We start from the raw sequence: 16,971 nt of genomic DNA, 5'->3' as shown, positions 1-16,971 counted from the left end.
GGGGCGCTTTTCTGTCTAGTGGAGTCCGCGGGTCAGCGACCCTGCGAGCTGCGACCGCCACCCTGACGGGACTGGCCGCTCTGCGTGGAGTAGCCGCCACCCTGGTAGCCGCCACCCTGGCCGCCGGCGCCACCGGCGCGGGGACGGCGACGACGACGTGCGGGCGGGTTCGCCGCACCGCTCTTCTCGCCGCCGGCGGGACGCTGCTTGGACGACTGGCGCTGCTGCTGCTGCGGAGCCTGCACCGGGGCCGGGCGCACGTGCGGTGCGCGCTCGGGAACCAGTGCGGTGATCGCCGCCGTGGTGACGTCTTCGAGGGGAGCGGTGATCGCGGCCTTGCGGAGCAGGTCCTTCACATCGCGGCGCTGCTCGGGCAGCACGACGGTCACGACGGTGCCGGCGGCACCGGCACGGGCCGTGCGTCCGGAACGGTGCAGGTACGCCTTGTGCTCGACGGGCGGGTCGACATGGACGACCAGGTCGACGTTGTCGACGTGCACGCCGCGAGCCGCGACGTCGGTCGCGACGAGGACGCGCACGCCACCGTCTTCCGGGGCGGCCGAGAAGGCGCCGAGGTTGCGCTCACGCGCGTTCTGCGACAGGTTGCCGTGCAGATCGACGGCCGGGATGCCGGCTGCCGTGAGCTGCTTCGCGAGCTTCTTCGCCTGGTGCTTGGTGCGGGTGAAGAGGATGCGGCGACCGGTGCCGGAGGCGAGCTCCTTCACGAGAGCGGTCTTGTTGTCGGTGGAGTCGACGACCAGCACGCGGTGGGTCATCTCGCCGACGGGCACGCTCTCCTCGTCGACCTCGTGGCTGACCGCGTTCGAGAGGAAGCGGCGGGCGAGGGTGTCGATGCCGCGGTCCAGCGTCGCGCTGAACAGGAGGCGCTGGCCACCGGCCGGCGTCGCGGTGAGGATGCGGGTGACACCGGGGAGGAAGCCGAGGTCGGCCATGTGGTCGGCCTCGTCGAGCACGGTGACCTCGATCGCGCTGAGGCGCACGACCTGCTGCTTCATGAGGTCTTCGAGTCGACCGGGGCACGCCACGACGATGTCGACGCCGCCGCGCAGCGCCTGCTCCTGCGGACGCTGGCTGACGCCGCCGAAGACGGTCGTGACGCGCAGGCCGGCGGCCTCGGCGAGCGGGGCGATGGTCGCGGCGATCTGCGTCGCGAGCTCGCGGGTCGGGGCGAGGACGAGTCCGCGCGGGAGGCCGGCGCGGCGCTGTCCGCCGGAAGCGGCGAGGCGCGCCACGAGCGGCAGGGCGAAGGCGATGGTCTTGCCGCTGCCCGTGCGTCCGCGACCGAGGAGGTCGCGTCCTGCGAGGGAGTCGGGAAGGGTGTCGCGCTGGATCGCGAAGGCCTCGGTCTTGCCGGAATCGGCGAGAACGGCGGCGAGCTCGGCGGGAACGCCGAGTTCAAGGAAAGTAGACATGCAGAAACTCCGTCAGCGCACGAGTGATCGGCGCGAGATAAGGGGTGAGGTGGGCGACGGCGCAGGAATTGCGCATCGGTTCGCCGTTCGAAATGCCAGCTCATGCTGGTGGTGGGAGCAGCTTCTGCTCGCTTCGGTCCTCGGAGACCCCATGACGACGACGATGTTGCAGCACCGGCGGTGCGCACAACGGTGTCAGTCTAACAGTGCGCGTATGTGATCAGCTGCATGTCGACTGCGGACGCGGGTCGAACCTGCCGGCTGAGGCGGCTCTCAGGCGTGGAGAGCCTCGTTGAGCGTCACGCCCACGCCGGCGCGGCGCACGGCCTCGACGGCGCCGCTGAGGGAGTTCCGGCGGAAGAGCAACCCGTCCTGGCCGGAGAGATCTCCGCCCTTCACGGTCTTGCGCCCGCCGTCCGGAGTCACCGGGCCGTCGACCAGCACGATCTTCGTCCCGGCGGTCACATAGAGGCCGGCTTCCACGACGCAGTCGTCGCCGAGCGAGATGCCGATGCCCGCGTTGGCCCCGAGCAGGGTGCGCGCGCCGATCGACACCCGATGCGTGCCTCCGCCCGACAGCGTGCCCATGATCGAGGAACCGCCGCCGATGTCGCTGCCGTCGCCGACGACGACCCCCTGCGAGATGCGGCCCTCGACCATGGAGGAGCCGAGCGTCCCGGCGTTGAAGTTGACGAAGCCCTCGTGCATGACGGTGGTGCCGGGGGAGAGGTGTGCGCCGAGCCGCACGCGCGAGGCGTCGGCGATCCGGACGCCCGCGGGCTGGACGTAGTCGGTAAGGCGGGGGAACTTGTCCAGGCCCTGCACCTGGATGCCGGCGCGCTGGAGATGCGGTCGCAGACGGGCGGCGTCGGCGGGAAGCACCGGGCCGGCGTTCGTCCAGGCGACGTTCGGCAGGTGGCCGAAGATGCCGTCCAGGTTCAGCTCGTTGGGGCGCACGACGAGGTGCGAGAGAGCGTGCAGGCGGAGGTACGCGTCGGCCGTGGAAGCGGGAGCGTCGTCGAGGTCGATCTGGAGCTGGATGATCTCGACGGTCACGTTCCGTCGCTCATCGGCACCGACGAGGGGCTCGAGGGCGGAGACGGCGGCATCGTCTGCCGTGAGGATTCCCGCGCGCACGTCCGGGAACCACGCATCGAGAACCGTGCCATCGCCGGCGATCGTGGTCAGGCCGATACCCCATACAGTGCGTGCGTCGCTCATGCCTCCACGCTATCGCGCCGTGGGGTGGGGGACTTCACGCATGACGGGGTAAGTAGGCTTGACCCATGGTGCTCGATCTGACCGCGTCCTCCGTCGATCTCACTCGTGCGATCTGCGACATCCCGAGCGTGTCCGGCGACGAGAAGACGCTCGCCGACGCGATCGAGGCGGCGATCACCCCGCTATCCCACCTCGAGGTGTTCCGCCACGGGAACACGATCGTCGCCCGCACCGATCTCGGTCGTGCCCAGCGCGTCGCCATCGCCGGACACATCGACACCGTGCCGATCAACGCGAACCTGCCGACCAGGGACATGGAGATCGACGGCGTGCCCTACCTCTGGGGGCGCGGAACCGTCGACATGAAGGCGGGCACGGCCGTGCAGCTCAAGCTCGCGGCAGAGCTCACCGATCCCGCGATCGACATCACCTGGATGTGGTACGACAACGAAGAGATCGAGGCGTCCAAGAACGGTCTCGGCCTGCTCGCCGCCGTACGACCCGACCTGTTCCAGGCGGACTTCGCGATCCTCGGCGAACCGTCCAACGGCGAGGTCGAGGGCGGGTGCAACGGCACGCTGCGCGCGATCGTGCGCACCACCGGCGTTCGCGCGCACAGCGCACGCGCCTGGATCGGCGAGAACGCGATCCACCGTGCAGCGCCGATCCTGACCCGGCTCGCGGAGTACCGGGCCAAAGAGGTGCCGGTCGAGGGGTTGCTGTACCGGGAGAGCCTGAGCGCCGTGCGCATCGCCGGTGGTGTCGCGGGCAATGTCATCCCCGACGCGTGCGAGGTCGAGGTCAACTACCGCTTCGCTCCCAGCAAGTCCGCCGCAGATGCTGAAGCGCACCTCCGCGGGGTTCTCGCCGGCTTCGATGTCGAGATCACCGATGCCGCCGAGGGCGCGCGCCCCGGACTCGACGCCGAGATCGCGAAGCAGTTCGTGGCGGCTGTGGGCGCGGAGCCGCGCCCGAAGTACGGCTGGACCGACGTCGCCCGGTTCTCGGCGCTCGGCATCCCGGCGGTGAACTACGGCCCGGGCGACCCGCATCTCGCGCACCACGATGAGGAGCGGGTGCCGCTCGCGCAGATCGACGCCGTGGAGCGGGGCCTGCGCGCATGGCTCACCTCGCGCTGAGCGCGGTTCGCCGGTGGGCGCAGACGCCTGTCGCGCTGAAAATCGCGGTCATCTACCTCGCCGCGCGGGCGACGACCACGATCTTCCTGCTCATCGCCGCGTCGCTGTCGACGTCGTTCTCGCGCTTCGGCGCCGACGCCGGGCTCGGCGACTTCGTCCTCGGCTGGGACGCCCAGTGGTACTGGCTGGTCGCAGAGTCCGGCTATCCCGCCGAGCTTCCCCGGACGGAGTCGGGCGAGGTCGCCGAGAATGCCTGGGCTTTCATGCCGGTGTTCGCATATGCGGCGAAGGCGGTGGGCTTCGTCTTCGGATCGTGGGGAGTCGGCGCTCTCCTGATCTCGCTGGCGGCCGGATACTTGGCCTGTCTCGCGCTTCATCGTCTGCTCCGTGACCGTATCGGCGCGTCCGCCGCTCTCTGGGCGGTCGTGTTCTTCGCTGCCGGGCCCATCGCTGCGATGTTCCAGGTCGGCTATGCCGAGACCCTCTTCCTGCTTCTGCTGTTCCTCGCGCTCGACGCGACGATCAGACACGAGTACGGCCGGCTCTACCTCCTGATCCCGGTGATGGCCTTCACGCGCCCGGGGATCCTCGCGTTCGCCCTCTACCTCGGGCTGCACGGCGTCGTGCGCTGGTTCCGTCGCAGAGCGGAACCGCTCTCCGGGCGGGAGGTCGGGCACATCATCGCGCTCGGGGCGCTCGCGACCGCGGCGGGCTTCGCCTGGCAAGTGATCGCGGGCATCGTCACGGGCGATCCCGGTGCCTACCTCGCGACCGAACTCGCGTGGCGCCGGCACTGGGTCACCGGAGGCGTTGATGGGTTCGTCCCGTTCGAGGGATGGCTTCAGGCCTCGGAGTTCTGGTTCGCCCTCTGGGGCCTGCCGCAGTGGTGGGGGCCGGTGGCGCTCGTGCTGCTGGTCGCGGCCGCCGCAGCTGCTCTCCTTCTGTCACCCCAGGTGCGTGCGCTCGGCAGCGACGTGCGTCTGTGGAGCGCGAGTTACCTGCTGTACCTCCTTGCGGTGTTCTTCCCGCAGTCGAGCACCTTCCGCCTGCTGCTCCCGCTCAGTCCGCTCTGGGGGGCCGTCGCGGTTCCGCGGTCGCGGTGGTGGCGCGTGGGGGTGGTGGCCCTCTGTCTCCTGGGCCAATGGTTCTGGATCTACCACGTGTATGCGCTCGGGAGCACGTTCTGGCAGGTGCCCTGACGTCGCCGGGCGACCTAATTGTTGCCCGGTGACCTCCAGGTCCCGGTGACACCCGATAAACTCATTCCATACCACCGGAGGAAAGGGAGCCACGATGGCAGCGATGAAGCCGAGGACCGGAGACGGACCTATGGAGGCCGTGAAAGAAGGACGACTCATCATCGTGCGCGTTCCGCTCGAAGGCGGCGGCCGTCTGGTCGTCTCCGTGAACGACGCCGAGGCCAAGGAGCTTCACGACGTGCTTGCCGCCGTCGTGGCACCGGCCTGATCGATCTGGGGTCCGCATCCGCGGATCCGGAAGGGCGGCGGATCTTCGGATCCGCCGCCCTTCGTCGACTCCGGGGCGCACCCGGAGCAAGTTCTCGTCAGTCGCTGTCGGCGAGTCTGATCAGCTGGAGCAGTCCTTCACCCGCGGGTGACACGGTCGCCAGGACGGCCGAGGATTCCTGGGTCTCCTGCACCAGCGAGCGGTAGGCCGACGTGACCTCATCGCGCTGCACGGGGTCGGCGACGCGGCCGCCGCCGAGGATCCGCGGGACCAGGACCATGCCGCCCGTGCGGGCGAGGCGGAGTCCGTGCTCGACGTACTCGATGATGTGTTCGGGGTCCGCGTCGACGAGCACGATGTCGTACGAGGACTCATTCATGCGGGGGAGCACGTCGATCGCGCGACCGGTGATGAACCGCACCTTGGTGGACGGCACCTTCGCGTCGGCGAAAGCCTGTCGCGCGGCCGCGAGATGCTCGGGCTCGTTGTCGATCGAGGTGAGCACGGCCTGCGGCGCTCCGCGCAGCAGCCAGAGTCCGGAGACTCCCGCACCGGTGCCGATCTCGACGATCGATCGTGCACCCGTTGCTGCGGCGAGAACGGCGATCTGGGAACCGACGACGGTGCTGATCGGCATCGCGCCGAGTTCGACCGCGTGTGCGCGCGCCCGTGCGATGGAGTCGGGTTCCACGATGGACTCGCGAAGGAATCGCGCGTTCGCGTCGTGCTCGCTCATGGCCTGTCTCTCCCTGCCTGCCCGGTGATTCCCTCCAGAGTATTCGCTCGGTGTACCTGCGGACGGCAGGCGCGACGGTAGCCTGTAGAGATGACGTTCGGGCTCACCTTCGAGAAGCTGTTGCTGATCGGTCTCATCGCGGTCCTCATCATCGGCCCTGAGCGTCTTCCGCGAGCAGCCGAGGGCTTCTCCCGCATGGTCCGCAAGGCCGGCGAGTACCTTCGCTCGACCAAGTCCCGCATGCGCGAGGAGATGGGACCGGAGCTCGACGATGTGGACTGGCGCAAGCTCGACCCGCGTCAGTACGATCCCCGACGGATCATCCGCGACGCCCTCTTTGAGGAGCCGCAACCGGCGACTCCCGCCCAGGCGAAGGAGACGATCGCCGAGCCGATCTCTCCCCGTGCGCTCCCGCAGGAGTTCAGCGCGAGCAACCGGCCTCCGTTCGATCCCGAAGCCACGTGACCCGAGGGCGGCTCGCCGATCGCGACGCCGTGGCATTCGGGTTCTCCGCTCTGTGCGCGTGCATCGGCGTCCTGATCTGGACGCTGTGGGTGATGCCTGTCGCAGCATCCGTGGGAGAGGCGGACCCGCTTCCACTCGGACGAGGGCAGACGGTCGAGCTGAATGCGGGCGAACGCGTCGGCATCTGGGGCAGCGGTGTCTCCGCGATGCTCGGGACGCTGGAGTGCTCGGTGTCGGGTCCGGACGGAGACCTGCTCGCTCAGCGCGGAGGCCCCTCGCTGTCCTGGGATGACACGCTCTGGTGGATGACCCCGAAGCGCGGGTTCGAACAGCACACCCAGTTCACGAGCGTGGATGCGGGTGTTCACACCGTCACCTGCAGTGACTCGCTCGACACGTATGACGGCGAGTTCCTCATCGCCGGTGACGCGTTCGGAAGCGGCTCCATGGGGCTCGGCCGCACCGGTGGGAGCGACTTCGCCACGGGGACGCTCCTGGCGTTCGGCGCGGTGTTCTGTCTCCCCGTCGCCGTGCTGCTGCCCGTCGTCATCCTGATCCGACGACTGGTCACCGGACGCAGGAGCGCACGGAATGCGCAGCGCGCCGGCGCATCCTGGGCAGCGCCGCCGGGGTCTTAGATCACCTGCACCCTCAGCCGATCGTCATCGGCAGTGAGCGGCCGGAAAGGCCCCGGCCCTGTCGAGCGAGCGAGCGTGCGAGGTCGCGGATCGTCGTGGCTGCGGAATCCGTCGTCTCACCGGTGACGATCGGGAGGCCGGCGTCGCCACCCTCGCGGAGCGCGGGACTCAGCGGGATCGAGGCCAGCAGCGGGACCGTCGTCCCCGGCTCGGAGAGAGCCTCGGCGACCGCCGCCCCTCCGCCCGAGCCGAACAGATCGATGACCGTGCCGTCGGGGAGCGTGTACGCCGCCATGTTCTCGATGACGCCGATCACCCGCTGCCCCGTCTGCCGTGCGACGAGTCCGCTGCGGATGGCCACCTCTGCGGCAGCGGTCTGCGGGGTCGTCACGACCAGCACCTCCGCATGCGGGAGGAGTTGGCCGATCGAGATGGCGATGTCGCCGGTGCCGGGCGGCATGTCGATGAGGAGCACATCGAGGTCGCCGAAGAACACATCGGTGAGGAACTGCTGCACCGTGCGGTGCAGCATCGGTCCGCGCCACGCCACCACGGACTCGCCGTCGCGGAGGAACATGCCGATCGAGATGGTCTTCACGCCGTGCGCGACCGGGGGCAGCATGAGGTCGTCGATACGCGTCGGCTGCGTGCCCGCCGGGATGCCGAGGAGCCCCGGGATCGAGAATCCGTGCACGTCGGCATCGACCAGGCCGACCGACAGCCCCTGGTCGGCGAGAGCCACGGCGAGATTCGCGGTCACGGTCGACTTACCGACGCCGCCCTTGCCACTGGAGACGAGTATCACGCGGGTGAGCGAGTCCGGGCCGAACGGCATGTGACGGGCCGGCCTGCCGTCGCGGAGCTTCTCGGTGAGAGCCTTGCGCTCTGCTGGAGTCATCACGCCCACCTCGACGTCGACCGACGCGATGCCGGGCACGGAGGCGGCGGCCTCGCGCACGTCGGACTCGATGCGCGTCGCCGCCGGGCAGCCCACGATGGTCAGCACGATGCCCACCTGAGCCCGGTCGCCGTCCACGGCGATCTCGCGGACCATGTCGAGCTCGCCGATGGGGCGGCGCAACTCCGGATCCGTCACCGCGGAGACGGCGGCGCGGACGAGGTCGGCCTCGGTCACGAGGCGGCGCCTGCGGTCGGCTTGTCGCCGTCATCCTCGAGCTCGGCGAGGAGGGCCTTCAGCTCCTGCCGCAGCACGTCGCGCGTCACGGCCTGTGCGTTGCGTTCCTCGAGCGACATGCGCAGCGCCACGATCTCACGGGCGAGGTACTCGGTGTCGGCGAGGTTGCGCTCCGCACGCTGCCGGTCCTGCTCGATCTGCACCCGGTCGCGGTCGTCCTGGCGGTTCTGAGCGAGGAGGATGAGCGGTGCGGCATACGAGGCCTGCAGCGAGAGCATGAGCGTCAGCGCGGTGAAGCCGAGGGCCGCGTCGTCGAAGCGCAGGTTCTCGGGCATCAGCGTGTTCCAGACGATCCAGACGACGCAGAACAGGCTGAGGATGACCAGGAACGCCGGGGTGCCCATCGCGCGGGCGACCCACTCGGTGAAGCGGCCGAACCGGTCGCGCGAGGTCGCCCGGGGCCGTGTCGTGGTGCGGCCCGGCGCGTCGAGGCGCGGGGAGCGGGGCATCAGCGCGCCTCCTTCGCGGGAGAGGGTGTGTCGTCGCTGTCGTGCGATCGCCAGTCGTCGGGGAGCAGGTAGTCGAGCACGTCGTCGATGCTGATCGCGCCCACCAGGCGGTGGGCTGCGTCGATCACCGGCAGTGAGACGAGGTCGTAGCTCGCCAGCAGCCGCGCCACCTCGGCGGCGGATGCGGTGACGGGAACGGGTTCGAGGCTGTCGTCGAGGATCGCGCCGAGTCGCTCGTGCGGCGGGTAGCGCAGCATCCGCTGGAAGTGCACGAGGCCGAGCAGGCGTCCGGTCGGCGTCTCGAACGGCGGCAGGGTGACGAAGACCGCGGCGGCGAGCGCGGGGTGCAGCTCGTGGCGGCGGATCAGTGCCAGCGCCTCCGCGACGGTCGCGTCGGCGGAGAGGATGATCGGCTCCGGGGTCATCAGACCGCCCGCCGTGTCGGGACCGTAACGCAGCAGCATCCGCACGTCTTCGGCCTCTTCCGGTTCCATCAGCTCGAGCAGCTGCTCGAGCCGTTCCGGTGCCAGTTGGGCGAGCAGATCGGCGGCGTCGTCGGGTTCCATCTGGTCGAGGATGTCGGCGGCGCGCTCGTCACCCAGACGATCGAGGATGTGCACCTGCTCGTCCTCGGGCATCTCCTCGAGGGCGTCGGCGAGACGGTCGTCCGACAGCTCTTCGGCCACCTCGATCATGCGCTGCTGCGGAAGATCGAGCAGGGTGTTGGCGAGGTCGGCGGCGTGCAGTTCGGAGTAAGAGGCGACGAGCTGCTCGGCGGACTGCGATTCACCCGGTGCGCGCTGCTCGGCCACCTCGCTCCAGGCGGCGAACGTGGTCGGGCCCTTCGCGAACGGCGAGGCACTGGTCTTCGGGCGGCGGAGGAACAGCTGGCTGATCGCCCATTCGCCGAGGCGGTTGGGCTCGATCGCGACGTCTTCGATGACGGCGGTGCCGCTGCCGTCCACGAAGCTCACGCGTCGTCCGAGCATCTCGGCGAGAACACGCACCTCGCCGGCGCGGGGAGAGAAGCGGCGCACGTTGATCAGGCCGGTGGTGATGACCTGTCCGGACCGGATCGAGGTGACCCGGCCGATCGAGAGGAACACATGGCGTCGCCCCGGGATCTCCACGACCAGACCGATCACGCGGGGCGCCGCGGTACTTCGGTACACGACGACGACATCCCGGACTTTGCCGAGCCGGTCGCCGAGGGGGTCGAAGACGGCGCACCCGGCGAGGCGCGCGGCGAAAACCCGTTGTGTGCTCACTTCTCCAGAGTAGTCGGCGGGTCCGGTCGGCGGCGGGATGGTCGCGGCTCGGGCTCCCGAGCGGTGCGCATGGAAGAATAGCCGGATGAGCATGCTGAACCGCCCCGCGAGCGGCACCGAGACCGGCGAGATGGTCGCTTCGACGCGCGACTACGAGAGCGCGCAGAAGACGGTGTCGAAGCTGATCGCGGGGGAGGTGCCGGCACGGGACATCGCGATCGTCGGGCAGAGCGTCCGCACGGTCGAGCGCGTGACGGGGAAGCTGGGGTACGCGGCTGCCGCGCGTTCGGGTGCCATCAACGGCGTCCTGATCGGTCTGTTCCTCTCGGCCATCCTCGTGATCGGCAACCCCGAGGTGCCGATCCAGCTCTTCGTCGGGTTCGTCTTCATCGGCGTCGCACTCGGCATGCTCCTGAGTCTCGTCACCTATGCGATCGTGCGTCGTCGGCGCGACTTCGCGAGCGTCACGCAGTTCGCTGCCGACCACTACGAGGTCACCGTGCAGGCGGCATCGCTCGCCAAGGCCCGACAGGTGCTCGGATCGACGAAGGTCGCGCCGGTGCGGCCGCCGGTGAACCTCGACGAGCCGCCGCGCTACGGCGAGCGGATCACCCCCGGAGCGACGGCACCCGCTCCCGCGCCTGAGGAGCCGGTCATCCCGCCGCGTCCCGCCGACCCGCAGCCAGGGGCCGACGCCATGCCGGAGCCCGACGCCACGCCGGAAGAGCCCGTGTCGCCCCCGGCAGCCGAGCCGGAGAGTGCCCCCGGCACGGAAGGCCTCGAGGGCGGACGAGCGTGACGCTCCGGTCGCCGCTCGCCGCCTGATGGTCCAGATCCCGGTCGATCTGCCCACGGGGACCACGACGGTCTCGGCGGATTGGACAGCCGGCGTGAACGGCACGATCATCGCCATCGCGCACGGTGCGGGCACCGGCAAGGACCATCCGTTCCTCACCGGCTTCGCGGAAGCGCTCGGCGAACTCGGTTTCTCGACGCTGCGCTTCAACTTCCCCTACGTCGAGCAGGGCAGGAAGATGCCGGGCCCCGCGGCACACGCGATCGCGACGTGGAACGCCGTCGTGGAGTTCGCGCGGGCGAGTGAGCCGTCCGCGGGCGTCTGGGCGACCGGCAAGTCGTACGGGGGACGCATGGCATCCATGGCCGTCGCAGACGGTCTCGTCGTCGACGGCCTGGCGTACCTCGGCTACCCGCTGCACCCACCGGGACGGCCGGAGAAGCCACGGGTGGAGCATCTACCGGCCATCTCGGTTCCGCAGCTGTTCGTCGAGGGGACGAACGACCCCTTCATCCAGCCGATCTCGCAGTTCGAGGAAACGGTCGCCACCTGCCAGGATGCCCGAGTCGTGTGGGTCGAGGGCGGAGGCCACACCTTCGAGGTGAAGGGACAGAAGCGTTCCGTTTCCGAGATCGGCTCATCCCTCGCGCCGATCGTGGCCGAGTTCGCCCGCCGCTAGGTGAAGGCCGACAGCTCCTCGTCGGTGAGCAGCCGGCGCAGCGTCGAGAGACCCAGGGCGCTCATCGTGGGGTTCGACTCCTCGTAGTACCAGGCGAGTCCTATCGCCTGTTGGAACGCCCATGCGGCGCCCCGCAGCCACTCGACGTCCTCGGCACCGACACTGGAGCGGAGAACCTGTCGTGCGGGAGCGTCGAAGTGGTGCCACGCGGCGACCAGATCGAGCCCGGGATCGGCTGGTCCGAAGCTGCCGCCGTCGAGCACCCCCGAGAGTCGGGTCTCGCCGTCCCGAACGTCGATGAGGAGGTTGAACGGTGTCAGGTCACGGTGGCTCATGACATCGGGCCCCGACCGAGGGAGCACCCGCAGTGCCTCCCACAGCCTGGCCGCTTCGGGAACGTCGAGCAGGTGTGCGCCTCTGTCCAAGCACTCGGCGACCCACTCGTCATGGTCCGGGAGGATGCCTCCTCGCCCGCGGCCGTCGAAGACACGCCCAGCGGGATCGACGGCGCGCAACGCCCGGACCAGCGCTGCCAGATCCTGTGCGAGTGACACCGAACCCGCGTGCGCATCGAAATGCGCGGTGATTCCGGGCAACCAGGTCTGCATCGACCATGCCGACGAGTACGTCTCTCCGCCATGCGCGAGACCGTACGGCAGCGGCGCCCGGACCGGACATGCGTCCGCCAGCGCCGTCATGGCCGCTGCTTCCCTCTGCAGCTCCTCGTATGAGGCCGGGAGGAGAGGGAACCGTGCGACCAGGTCGTTTCCGACGCGAACGATCGAGTTCACCGAGGCGGCGGTGCGGACCCGGCGCAGTTCTGGCTCGTCGAGCTCCGGGAACGACTCGGTGACCAGCGCCCGTGCGAGCGCATCGTCGACTGCGAACTCGCCGTCGTGCATACGTCAGAAGGGCCGGGACCGGCCTGGTTTCCCCTGGTCCACCCAGCGCGTGTGCGACTTGAGTGCGAGCAGCACGGCGAAGTAGATCACCGCGCCCGCGATGAGTGCCGCGACGGCGTAGATCAGGACGATGGCGAAGAAGCTGACGACTCCGAACACGTCGTCAGCCCTGCAGCCGGGCGATCCAGGCCTCGACCTCGTCGGCCGTGCGCGGGATGTCCGCCGACAGGTTGACCGGGCCGTCCTCCGTCATCAGGATGTCGTCCTCGATGCGCACGCCGATCCCGCGGAGCTCTGCCGGAACCGTCAGATCGTCGATCTGGAAGTACAGACCCGGCTCGATGGTGAACACCATGCCGGGGGCGAGGATGCCGTCGTAGTACATCTCGCGGCGCGCCTGCGCACAGTCGTGCACGTCGATGCCGAGGTGATGCGAGGTGCCGTGCACCATGTACCGGCGGTGCTGGCCGCCCTTGTCGGCGTCGAGGGCCTCCTCTGCCGTGACGGGCAGCAGGCCCCACTCCGCCGTGCGTTCGGCGATGACCTTCATGGCAGCACCGTGCACGTCGCGGAACCGCACGCCGATCCGCGCCGCAGCGAAGGCCGCGTCCGCCGCTTCGCGCACCGTCTCGTAGACGCGGCGCTGCACCTCGGTGAACGTGCCCGACACGGGAAGCGTGCGGGTGATGTCGGCCGTGTACAGGCTGTCGGCTTCGACACCGGCATCGACCAGGATCAGGTCGCCCGGAACGACCGTGCCGTCGTTGCGCGTCCAGTGCAGGTAGCAGGCGTGCGGGCCGGAGGCCGCGATGGTGTCGTAGCCCTCGCCGTTGCCGTCTTCGCGTGCCCGGCGGTGGAAGACCCCCTCCACGACGCGCTCGCCGCGGGCGTGGGCGACGGCGGCGGGAAGCTCGCGGATGATGTCGTCGAACCCGTCGGCCGTGATCTCGACCGCACGGCGCATCTCGGCGATCTCGAACTCGTCCTTGATGAGTCGCAGTTCGGAGACAAAGCGGGTCAGCGCGTCGTCGTCGTCGAGCACCAGCTCGCCCTCCACGGCCTCGAGCTCGTCGAGGTGAGCGGTCGCGATGTCGAGGTCGGCAGCGACACCGGCCAGCGACGGTCGGGGGCCGATCCAGAACTCGCCGACCGTGGCGTCGGCGTAGAACTCGGTCGTCGTCCGGTCGGCGCGCTCGCGGAAGAAGAGCGTGATGTCATGTCCCGCGTCGGTCGGTGCGAAGACCAGTACCGAATCGGGCTCCGCATCCGACGCCCATCCGGTGAGGTGCGCGAAGGCGGAGTGCGCGCGGAACACGTAGTCGGTGTCGTTGCTGCGCTGCTTGAGGGATCCGGCGGGGATCACCAGGCGCTTGCCGGGGAAAGCGGCCGAGACGGCAGCGCGTCGGACGGCGGCGTAGGCGGCCTGCTCGCGCGGACTCGGCAGAGTCTCCGGACGCTCGGCCCACCCGGTGGAGATGGTGTCGAGGAAGCCCTGGGGGAACGGCTGCTTGCGGTTCGTGGTGCTGTTCTCGGCCGATGCTTCGACGGTGGGTTCTGCGATCGTGTCGCGCTCTCCGGTGCTCATCCCTCCAGTCTGTCATCTGGAGAGGATGCACGGGAGCTCAGCCGGCGGGCTCGAGCTGCACGACCAGCGCGCGGTGGTCGCTGCCGCCGGCGTCGTCGAGCACGACGGAGCCGGTCGGTGTCCAGTTCTGCGACGCCATGACGTGGTCGATCGGTGCGCCCGCGAGCGTCGGGAGCGAGCTCGGCCAGGTGCCGGTGACACCGTTGCCGGTGCGCGCCGCCACGTCTCGGCAGTAGCCGATGTCGCCGCCCTCCACACCGAGACCGGCCATGTGATCGATCGTCGCGTTGAAATCACCGGCCAGGATGAAGTCGCCCTGCGGGCACTGGTCGGCGATCCACTGCAGGTCGCTCTGCCACTGCTGCATCTCTTCCATGCGCGGCGCGACCGCGTGCACGGCCACGATCGTGGGGCCTTCGCCGTCGATCGGCATCAGGACGACGCTGGGCACGGAACCCGTGTTGCTGGTGCCGTCCTTCGCCGACTCGATCACCGAGTACTCGCCGAGGTCGGGGGCGACCAGGACAGTGGTCTGCCAGGACTGGGGCCCGTCCTGCACATCGGGACGGAACTGCACATGGTGCACCCACATCGGGTGCCCCTGCTCCCGCAGCATGATCGCGATGCGCTCGCCGACCTCCTCGGTCGTCTCGGGCAGCGCGACCACGTCGGCGCCCTGGTCGAGGATGCGCTGCGCGATCACGTCGGCCGACACGGCCTCGCCCGCGGTGTTCCAGGTGAGGACCCGCACGCTGCTCTCGGTCTTCTCCGGAAGGGCGTTAGCCCCGAAGCCCCTGCTCGCTCCGACCAGCGCGGTGGCGCCGGCGCCCAGCAGGGCGACGATCAGCACCGAGGCGGCGAACCCGCGAAGCGGCCGCGCGAAAAGCAGCAGGAGGGCGAGCACGACGACGATGAGGAACCCGCCGAGGACCAGGCCTCGCACCGAGACGAGCTGCGCGAAGGGATAGGTCTGCTCGAGGTGGAAGAACTGCGGCCACACCACGATCGCCGTCGCGATCGCGAGCAGGACGGTGAAGAGGATCCCCAGTAGTCGAAACATCCCCTCCAGCCTAGAAGCGGCGCCTGTGAAGTCCCTGCCCCGACATCCCGTCCGTGCGCCTCCGCGCCCGGTACGGGGGACGCTCGGTACGCTCGGAGGATGGCCACTCCGTCCGCCGGGTTCGCCGGTCCCGCCGACCTGCACCTGCACTCGAACCAATCCGACGGTACGGAGTCCCCGGCCGAGGTGATGCGGCAGGCCCACGCGCACGGAATTCGCACGGCCGCCCTCACCGACCACGACCGCTCCACCGGGTGGGCCGAGGCGGGCGATGCGGCGGTCGCCCTGGGGATGACCTTCATTCCCGGCATGGAGCTCTCCGCCAAGCACGAATGGCGCAGCGTGCACGTGCTGGGGTACCTCTTCGACCCCGAGAACGAGGCTCTGCGCGCCGAGACGGATCGTATCCGCGGCGACAGGATCGGCCGTGCCGAACGGATCGTTCGGAACATCGGCCGGGACTACGACCTGGAGTGGGAGGACGTCGTCGCGCAGACGACCCTGGATGCCACGGTGGGTCGGCCGCACATCGCCGACGCACTCATCGCCCGCGGCATCGTGCGCGACCGGACAGAGGCGTTCGACGGCATCCTGCACCCGCGCGAGGGGTACTACGAGCCGCATTACGCCCCGGACCCCCTCACTGCCGTGCGGTTGATCACCGAGGCCGGGGGAGTGGCCGTCATCGCGCACCCCGTGACATCGGGCCGCGACCGGATGATGCCGCTGCCGTTCATCGAGCGGCTGATCGCCGCCGGCCTCGGCGGCTTCGAGATCGACCATCGCGAGAACACCGAGCCGGGCAAGCGGAGGCTGCGCGAGATCGCCGCCGAGCACGACCTCATCATCACGGGCTCCAGCGACTACCACGGCAGCGGCAAGCCGAACCGTCCGGGCGAGAACACCACGTCCGATGAGATGGTCGCACGGCTCATAGCACGCGCCACCGGCAGTTCTCCGCGCTATCCCTGATCCTCGGCATTCTGTCGGTCATCTCCCGGCGGGCTGTCGACGGCGACCGATACCGTCCGAGGCATGCAGCGAGCGACTTCTCTGGAGCAGCGGGTCGATGCGGTCGCGCACCGCGTGCTGTTCGGTGCTCCGGCGAACGGCATCCGCGCGGGCCTGATCGAGTTCGCGGTGTTCGTGCTCAAGCAGGCATGGGCGTGCATCTTCGGGGCGGCGCTGCTCGTCGTGATCGTCGCAGCGCGTCTCTGGTATCCCGATGATGCGGCGCTCGCCCGCAACGATGCGCTCACGATCGCCGCGGTGCTCATCCAGCTCGCGATGCTGGCCTTCCGACTGGAGAGCGGTCGCGAGCTGTGGGTCATCGTGCTGTTCCACATCACCGGCACCGTGATGGAGCTGTTCAAGACCGATGTCGGATCGTGGGCCTATGCAGCGGACGGATTCCTGCGCATCGGCGGGGTGCCGCTGTTCAGCGGGTTCATGTACGCGGCCGTCGGGTCATACATGGTTCGCGTCTACCGGCTGTTCGATCTCGGCTTCGAGAGGTATCCGCGACGGTGGATGACGGCGATCCTCGCGGCGGCGATCTATGCCAACTTCTTCACGCACCACTGGTTGTGGGACGCGCGATGGGTGCTGCTGGCCGGCGTCGTGATGCTGTGGCTGCCCACGGTAATGCACGCCCGCATCTGGAGGCGCACGATCAGGCTTCCTCTTCTCGCGGTGTTCGTCGGCGTCGCCGTGTTCATCTATCTCGCCGAGAACATCGGCACCTGGGCGGGGGCCTGGGCGTATCCCGACCAGGCCGAGGGCTGGCAGCCGGTGTCGCCGAGCAAACTGACCTCGTGGTTCCTGTTGATGATCATCTCGGTCGTGCTCGTGGCGTGGGTGTATCCGCCGCAGGTCCCGGCAGCGCTGCTGCAACGTGTGGAAGGTGCTCAGACGGCGCTCTGACCACGCGTGCGCGAC

19 protein-coding genes are annotated in these 16,971 nt (G+C 69.4%); 9 read left to right on the top strand and 10 right to left on the bottom strand.

All coding sequences use genetic code 11. The features are described from left to right. Positions 1–32: 32 nt before the first annotated feature. Positions 33–1,433, bottom strand: a complete 1,401-nt coding sequence (locus AC6CHX_RS05275) for a DEAD/DEAH box helicase (RefSeq protein WP_498271897.1) — start codon at positions 1,431–1,433, stop codon at positions 33–35. A gap of 273 nt (positions 1,434–1,706) precedes the next feature. Continuing rightward, a complete protein-coding gene (dapD, locus tag AC6CHX_RS05270; RefSeq protein WP_498271896.1) occupies positions 1,707–2,654 on the bottom strand; it encodes a 2,3,4,5-tetrahydropyridine-2,6-dicarboxylate N-succinyltransferase in 948 nt (315 codons plus the stop codon). Between the two features lie 65 nt (positions 2,655–2,719). Between dapD and dapE the strand changes: the two genes are divergently transcribed. The 3 genes from dapE (at position 2,720) to AC6CHX_RS05255 (ending at position 5,260) form a co-directional block, all read left to right on the top strand. Continuing rightward, positions 2,720–3,793, top strand: a complete 1,074-nt coding sequence (gene dapE / locus AC6CHX_RS05265) for a succinyl-diaminopimelate desuccinylase (RefSeq protein WP_376104529.1) — start codon at positions 2,720–2,722, stop codon at positions 3,791–3,793. Then, the gene (locus AC6CHX_RS05260) at positions 3,775–4,992 is read left to right on the top strand and encodes a hypothetical protein (RefSeq protein ID WP_498271895.1); all 1,218 of its coding nucleotides are present in this window, start codon (positions 3,775–3,777) and stop codon (positions 4,990–4,992) included. Before dapE ends, AC6CHX_RS05260 begins: the two co-directional genes overlap by 19 nt. A gap of 94 nt (positions 4,993–5,086) precedes the next feature. Beyond that, positions 5,087–5,260: a DUF3117 domain-containing protein gene (locus AC6CHX_RS05255; protein WP_017203323.1), complete on the top strand. Its 174-nt coding sequence runs from the start codon at positions 5,087–5,089 to the stop codon at positions 5,258–5,260. Positions 5,261–5,357: 97 nt separating this feature from the next. On the opposite strand, the gene AC6CHX_RS05250 is transcribed toward AC6CHX_RS05255, so the two are convergent. Next, complete coding sequence (locus AC6CHX_RS05250; RefSeq protein ID WP_498271894.1) at positions 5,358–5,996, bottom strand: O-methyltransferase; 639 nt, start codon at positions 5,994–5,996, stop codon at positions 5,358–5,360. 90 nt (positions 5,997–6,086) lie between these two features. Between AC6CHX_RS05250 and AC6CHX_RS05245 the strand changes: the two genes are divergently transcribed. Further along, on the top strand, positions 6,087–6,461 hold the full coding sequence (locus AC6CHX_RS05245) for a twin-arginine translocase TatA/TatE family subunit (protein WP_376104539.1): 375 nt from the start codon (positions 6,087–6,089) through the stop codon (positions 6,459–6,461). After that, a complete protein-coding gene (locus AC6CHX_RS05240; RefSeq protein ID WP_498271893.1) occupies positions 6,458–7,099 on the top strand; it encodes a hypothetical protein in 642 nt (213 codons plus the stop codon). Before AC6CHX_RS05245 ends, AC6CHX_RS05240 begins: the two co-directional genes overlap by 4 nt. Positions 7,100–7,112: 13 nt before the next feature. Here AC6CHX_RS05240 and AC6CHX_RS05235 read toward each other — a convergent pair whose 3' ends face one another. The 3 genes from AC6CHX_RS05235 to AC6CHX_RS05225 are packed head-to-tail and all read right to left on the bottom strand — an operon-like array spanning position 7,113 to position 10,011. Next, positions 7,113–8,234 carry an Mrp/NBP35 family ATP-binding protein gene (locus AC6CHX_RS05235; protein WP_498271892.1) on the bottom strand — a complete coding sequence of 374 codons (1,122 nt, stop codon included), beginning with the start codon at positions 8,232–8,234 and terminating at the stop codon, positions 7,113–7,115. Continuing rightward, a complete protein-coding gene (locus AC6CHX_RS05230) occupies positions 8,231–8,743 on the bottom strand; it encodes a DUF1003 domain-containing protein (protein WP_498271891.1) in 513 nt (170 codons plus the stop codon). Before AC6CHX_RS05230 ends, AC6CHX_RS05235 begins: the two co-directional genes overlap by 4 nt. Further along, on the bottom strand, positions 8,743–10,011 hold the full coding sequence (locus AC6CHX_RS05225) for a magnesium transporter MgtE N-terminal domain-containing protein (protein ID WP_498271890.1): 1,269 nt from the start codon (positions 10,009–10,011) through the stop codon (positions 8,743–8,745). The genes AC6CHX_RS05230 and AC6CHX_RS05225 overlap by 1 nt, the downstream gene beginning before the upstream one ends. An 85-nt stretch (positions 10,012–10,096) precedes the next feature. On the opposite strand from AC6CHX_RS05225, the gene AC6CHX_RS05220 reads away from it, so the two are divergent. After that, positions 10,097–10,810, top strand: a complete 714-nt coding sequence (locus AC6CHX_RS05220) for a YflT domain-containing protein (protein ID WP_452325841.1) — start codon at positions 10,097–10,099, stop codon at positions 10,808–10,810. 25 nt (positions 10,811–10,835) lie between these two features. Then, entirely contained in the window at positions 10,836–11,486 is a 651-nt protein-coding gene (locus AC6CHX_RS05215) for an alpha/beta hydrolase family protein (protein WP_498272031.1), read from the top strand. Here the strand turns inward: AC6CHX_RS05215 and AC6CHX_RS05210 are convergent. The 4 genes from AC6CHX_RS05210 to AC6CHX_RS05195 are packed head-to-tail and all read right to left on the bottom strand — an operon-like array spanning position 11,483 to position 15,033. After that, on the bottom strand, positions 11,483–12,388 hold the full coding sequence (locus AC6CHX_RS05210; RefSeq protein ID WP_498271889.1) for a phosphotransferase: 906 nt from the start codon (positions 12,386–12,388) through the stop codon (positions 11,483–11,485). The genes AC6CHX_RS05215 and AC6CHX_RS05210 overlap by 4 nt on opposite strands. Before the next feature lie 3 nt (positions 12,389–12,391). After that, complete coding sequence (locus tag AC6CHX_RS05205; protein WP_167381614.1) at positions 12,392–12,547, bottom strand: hypothetical protein; 156 nt, start codon at positions 12,545–12,547, stop codon at positions 12,392–12,394. Positions 12,548–12,551: 4 nt separating this feature from the next. Further along, entirely contained in the window at positions 12,552–13,973 is a 1,422-nt protein-coding gene (locus tag AC6CHX_RS05200; protein ID WP_498271888.1) for an aminopeptidase P family protein, read from the bottom strand. Between the two features lie 37 nt (positions 13,974–14,010). Next, the gene (locus AC6CHX_RS05195; RefSeq protein ID WP_498271887.1) at positions 14,011–15,033 is read right to left on the bottom strand and encodes an endonuclease/exonuclease/phosphatase family protein; all 1,023 of its coding nucleotides are present in this window, start codon (positions 15,031–15,033) and stop codon (positions 14,011–14,013) included. 99 nt (positions 15,034–15,132) lie between these two features. Here AC6CHX_RS05195 and AC6CHX_RS05190 point away from each other — a divergent pair, with 99 nt between their 5' ends. Beyond that, a complete protein-coding gene (locus AC6CHX_RS05190; protein ID WP_498271886.1) occupies positions 15,133–16,005 on the top strand; it encodes a PHP domain-containing protein in 873 nt (290 codons plus the stop codon). A gap of 63 nt (positions 16,006–16,068) precedes the next feature. After that, positions 16,069–16,956, top strand: coding sequence for a DUF817 domain-containing protein (locus AC6CHX_RS05185; RefSeq protein ID WP_498271885.1), 888 nt, complete (start codon positions 16,069–16,071; stop codon positions 16,954–16,956). Positions 16,957–16,971 lie beyond the last annotated feature (15 nt).

Source organism: Microbacterium sp. GQ128 (assembly GCF_059758615.1).
This window is presented reverse-complemented; position numbering and strand designations above follow the sequence as displayed.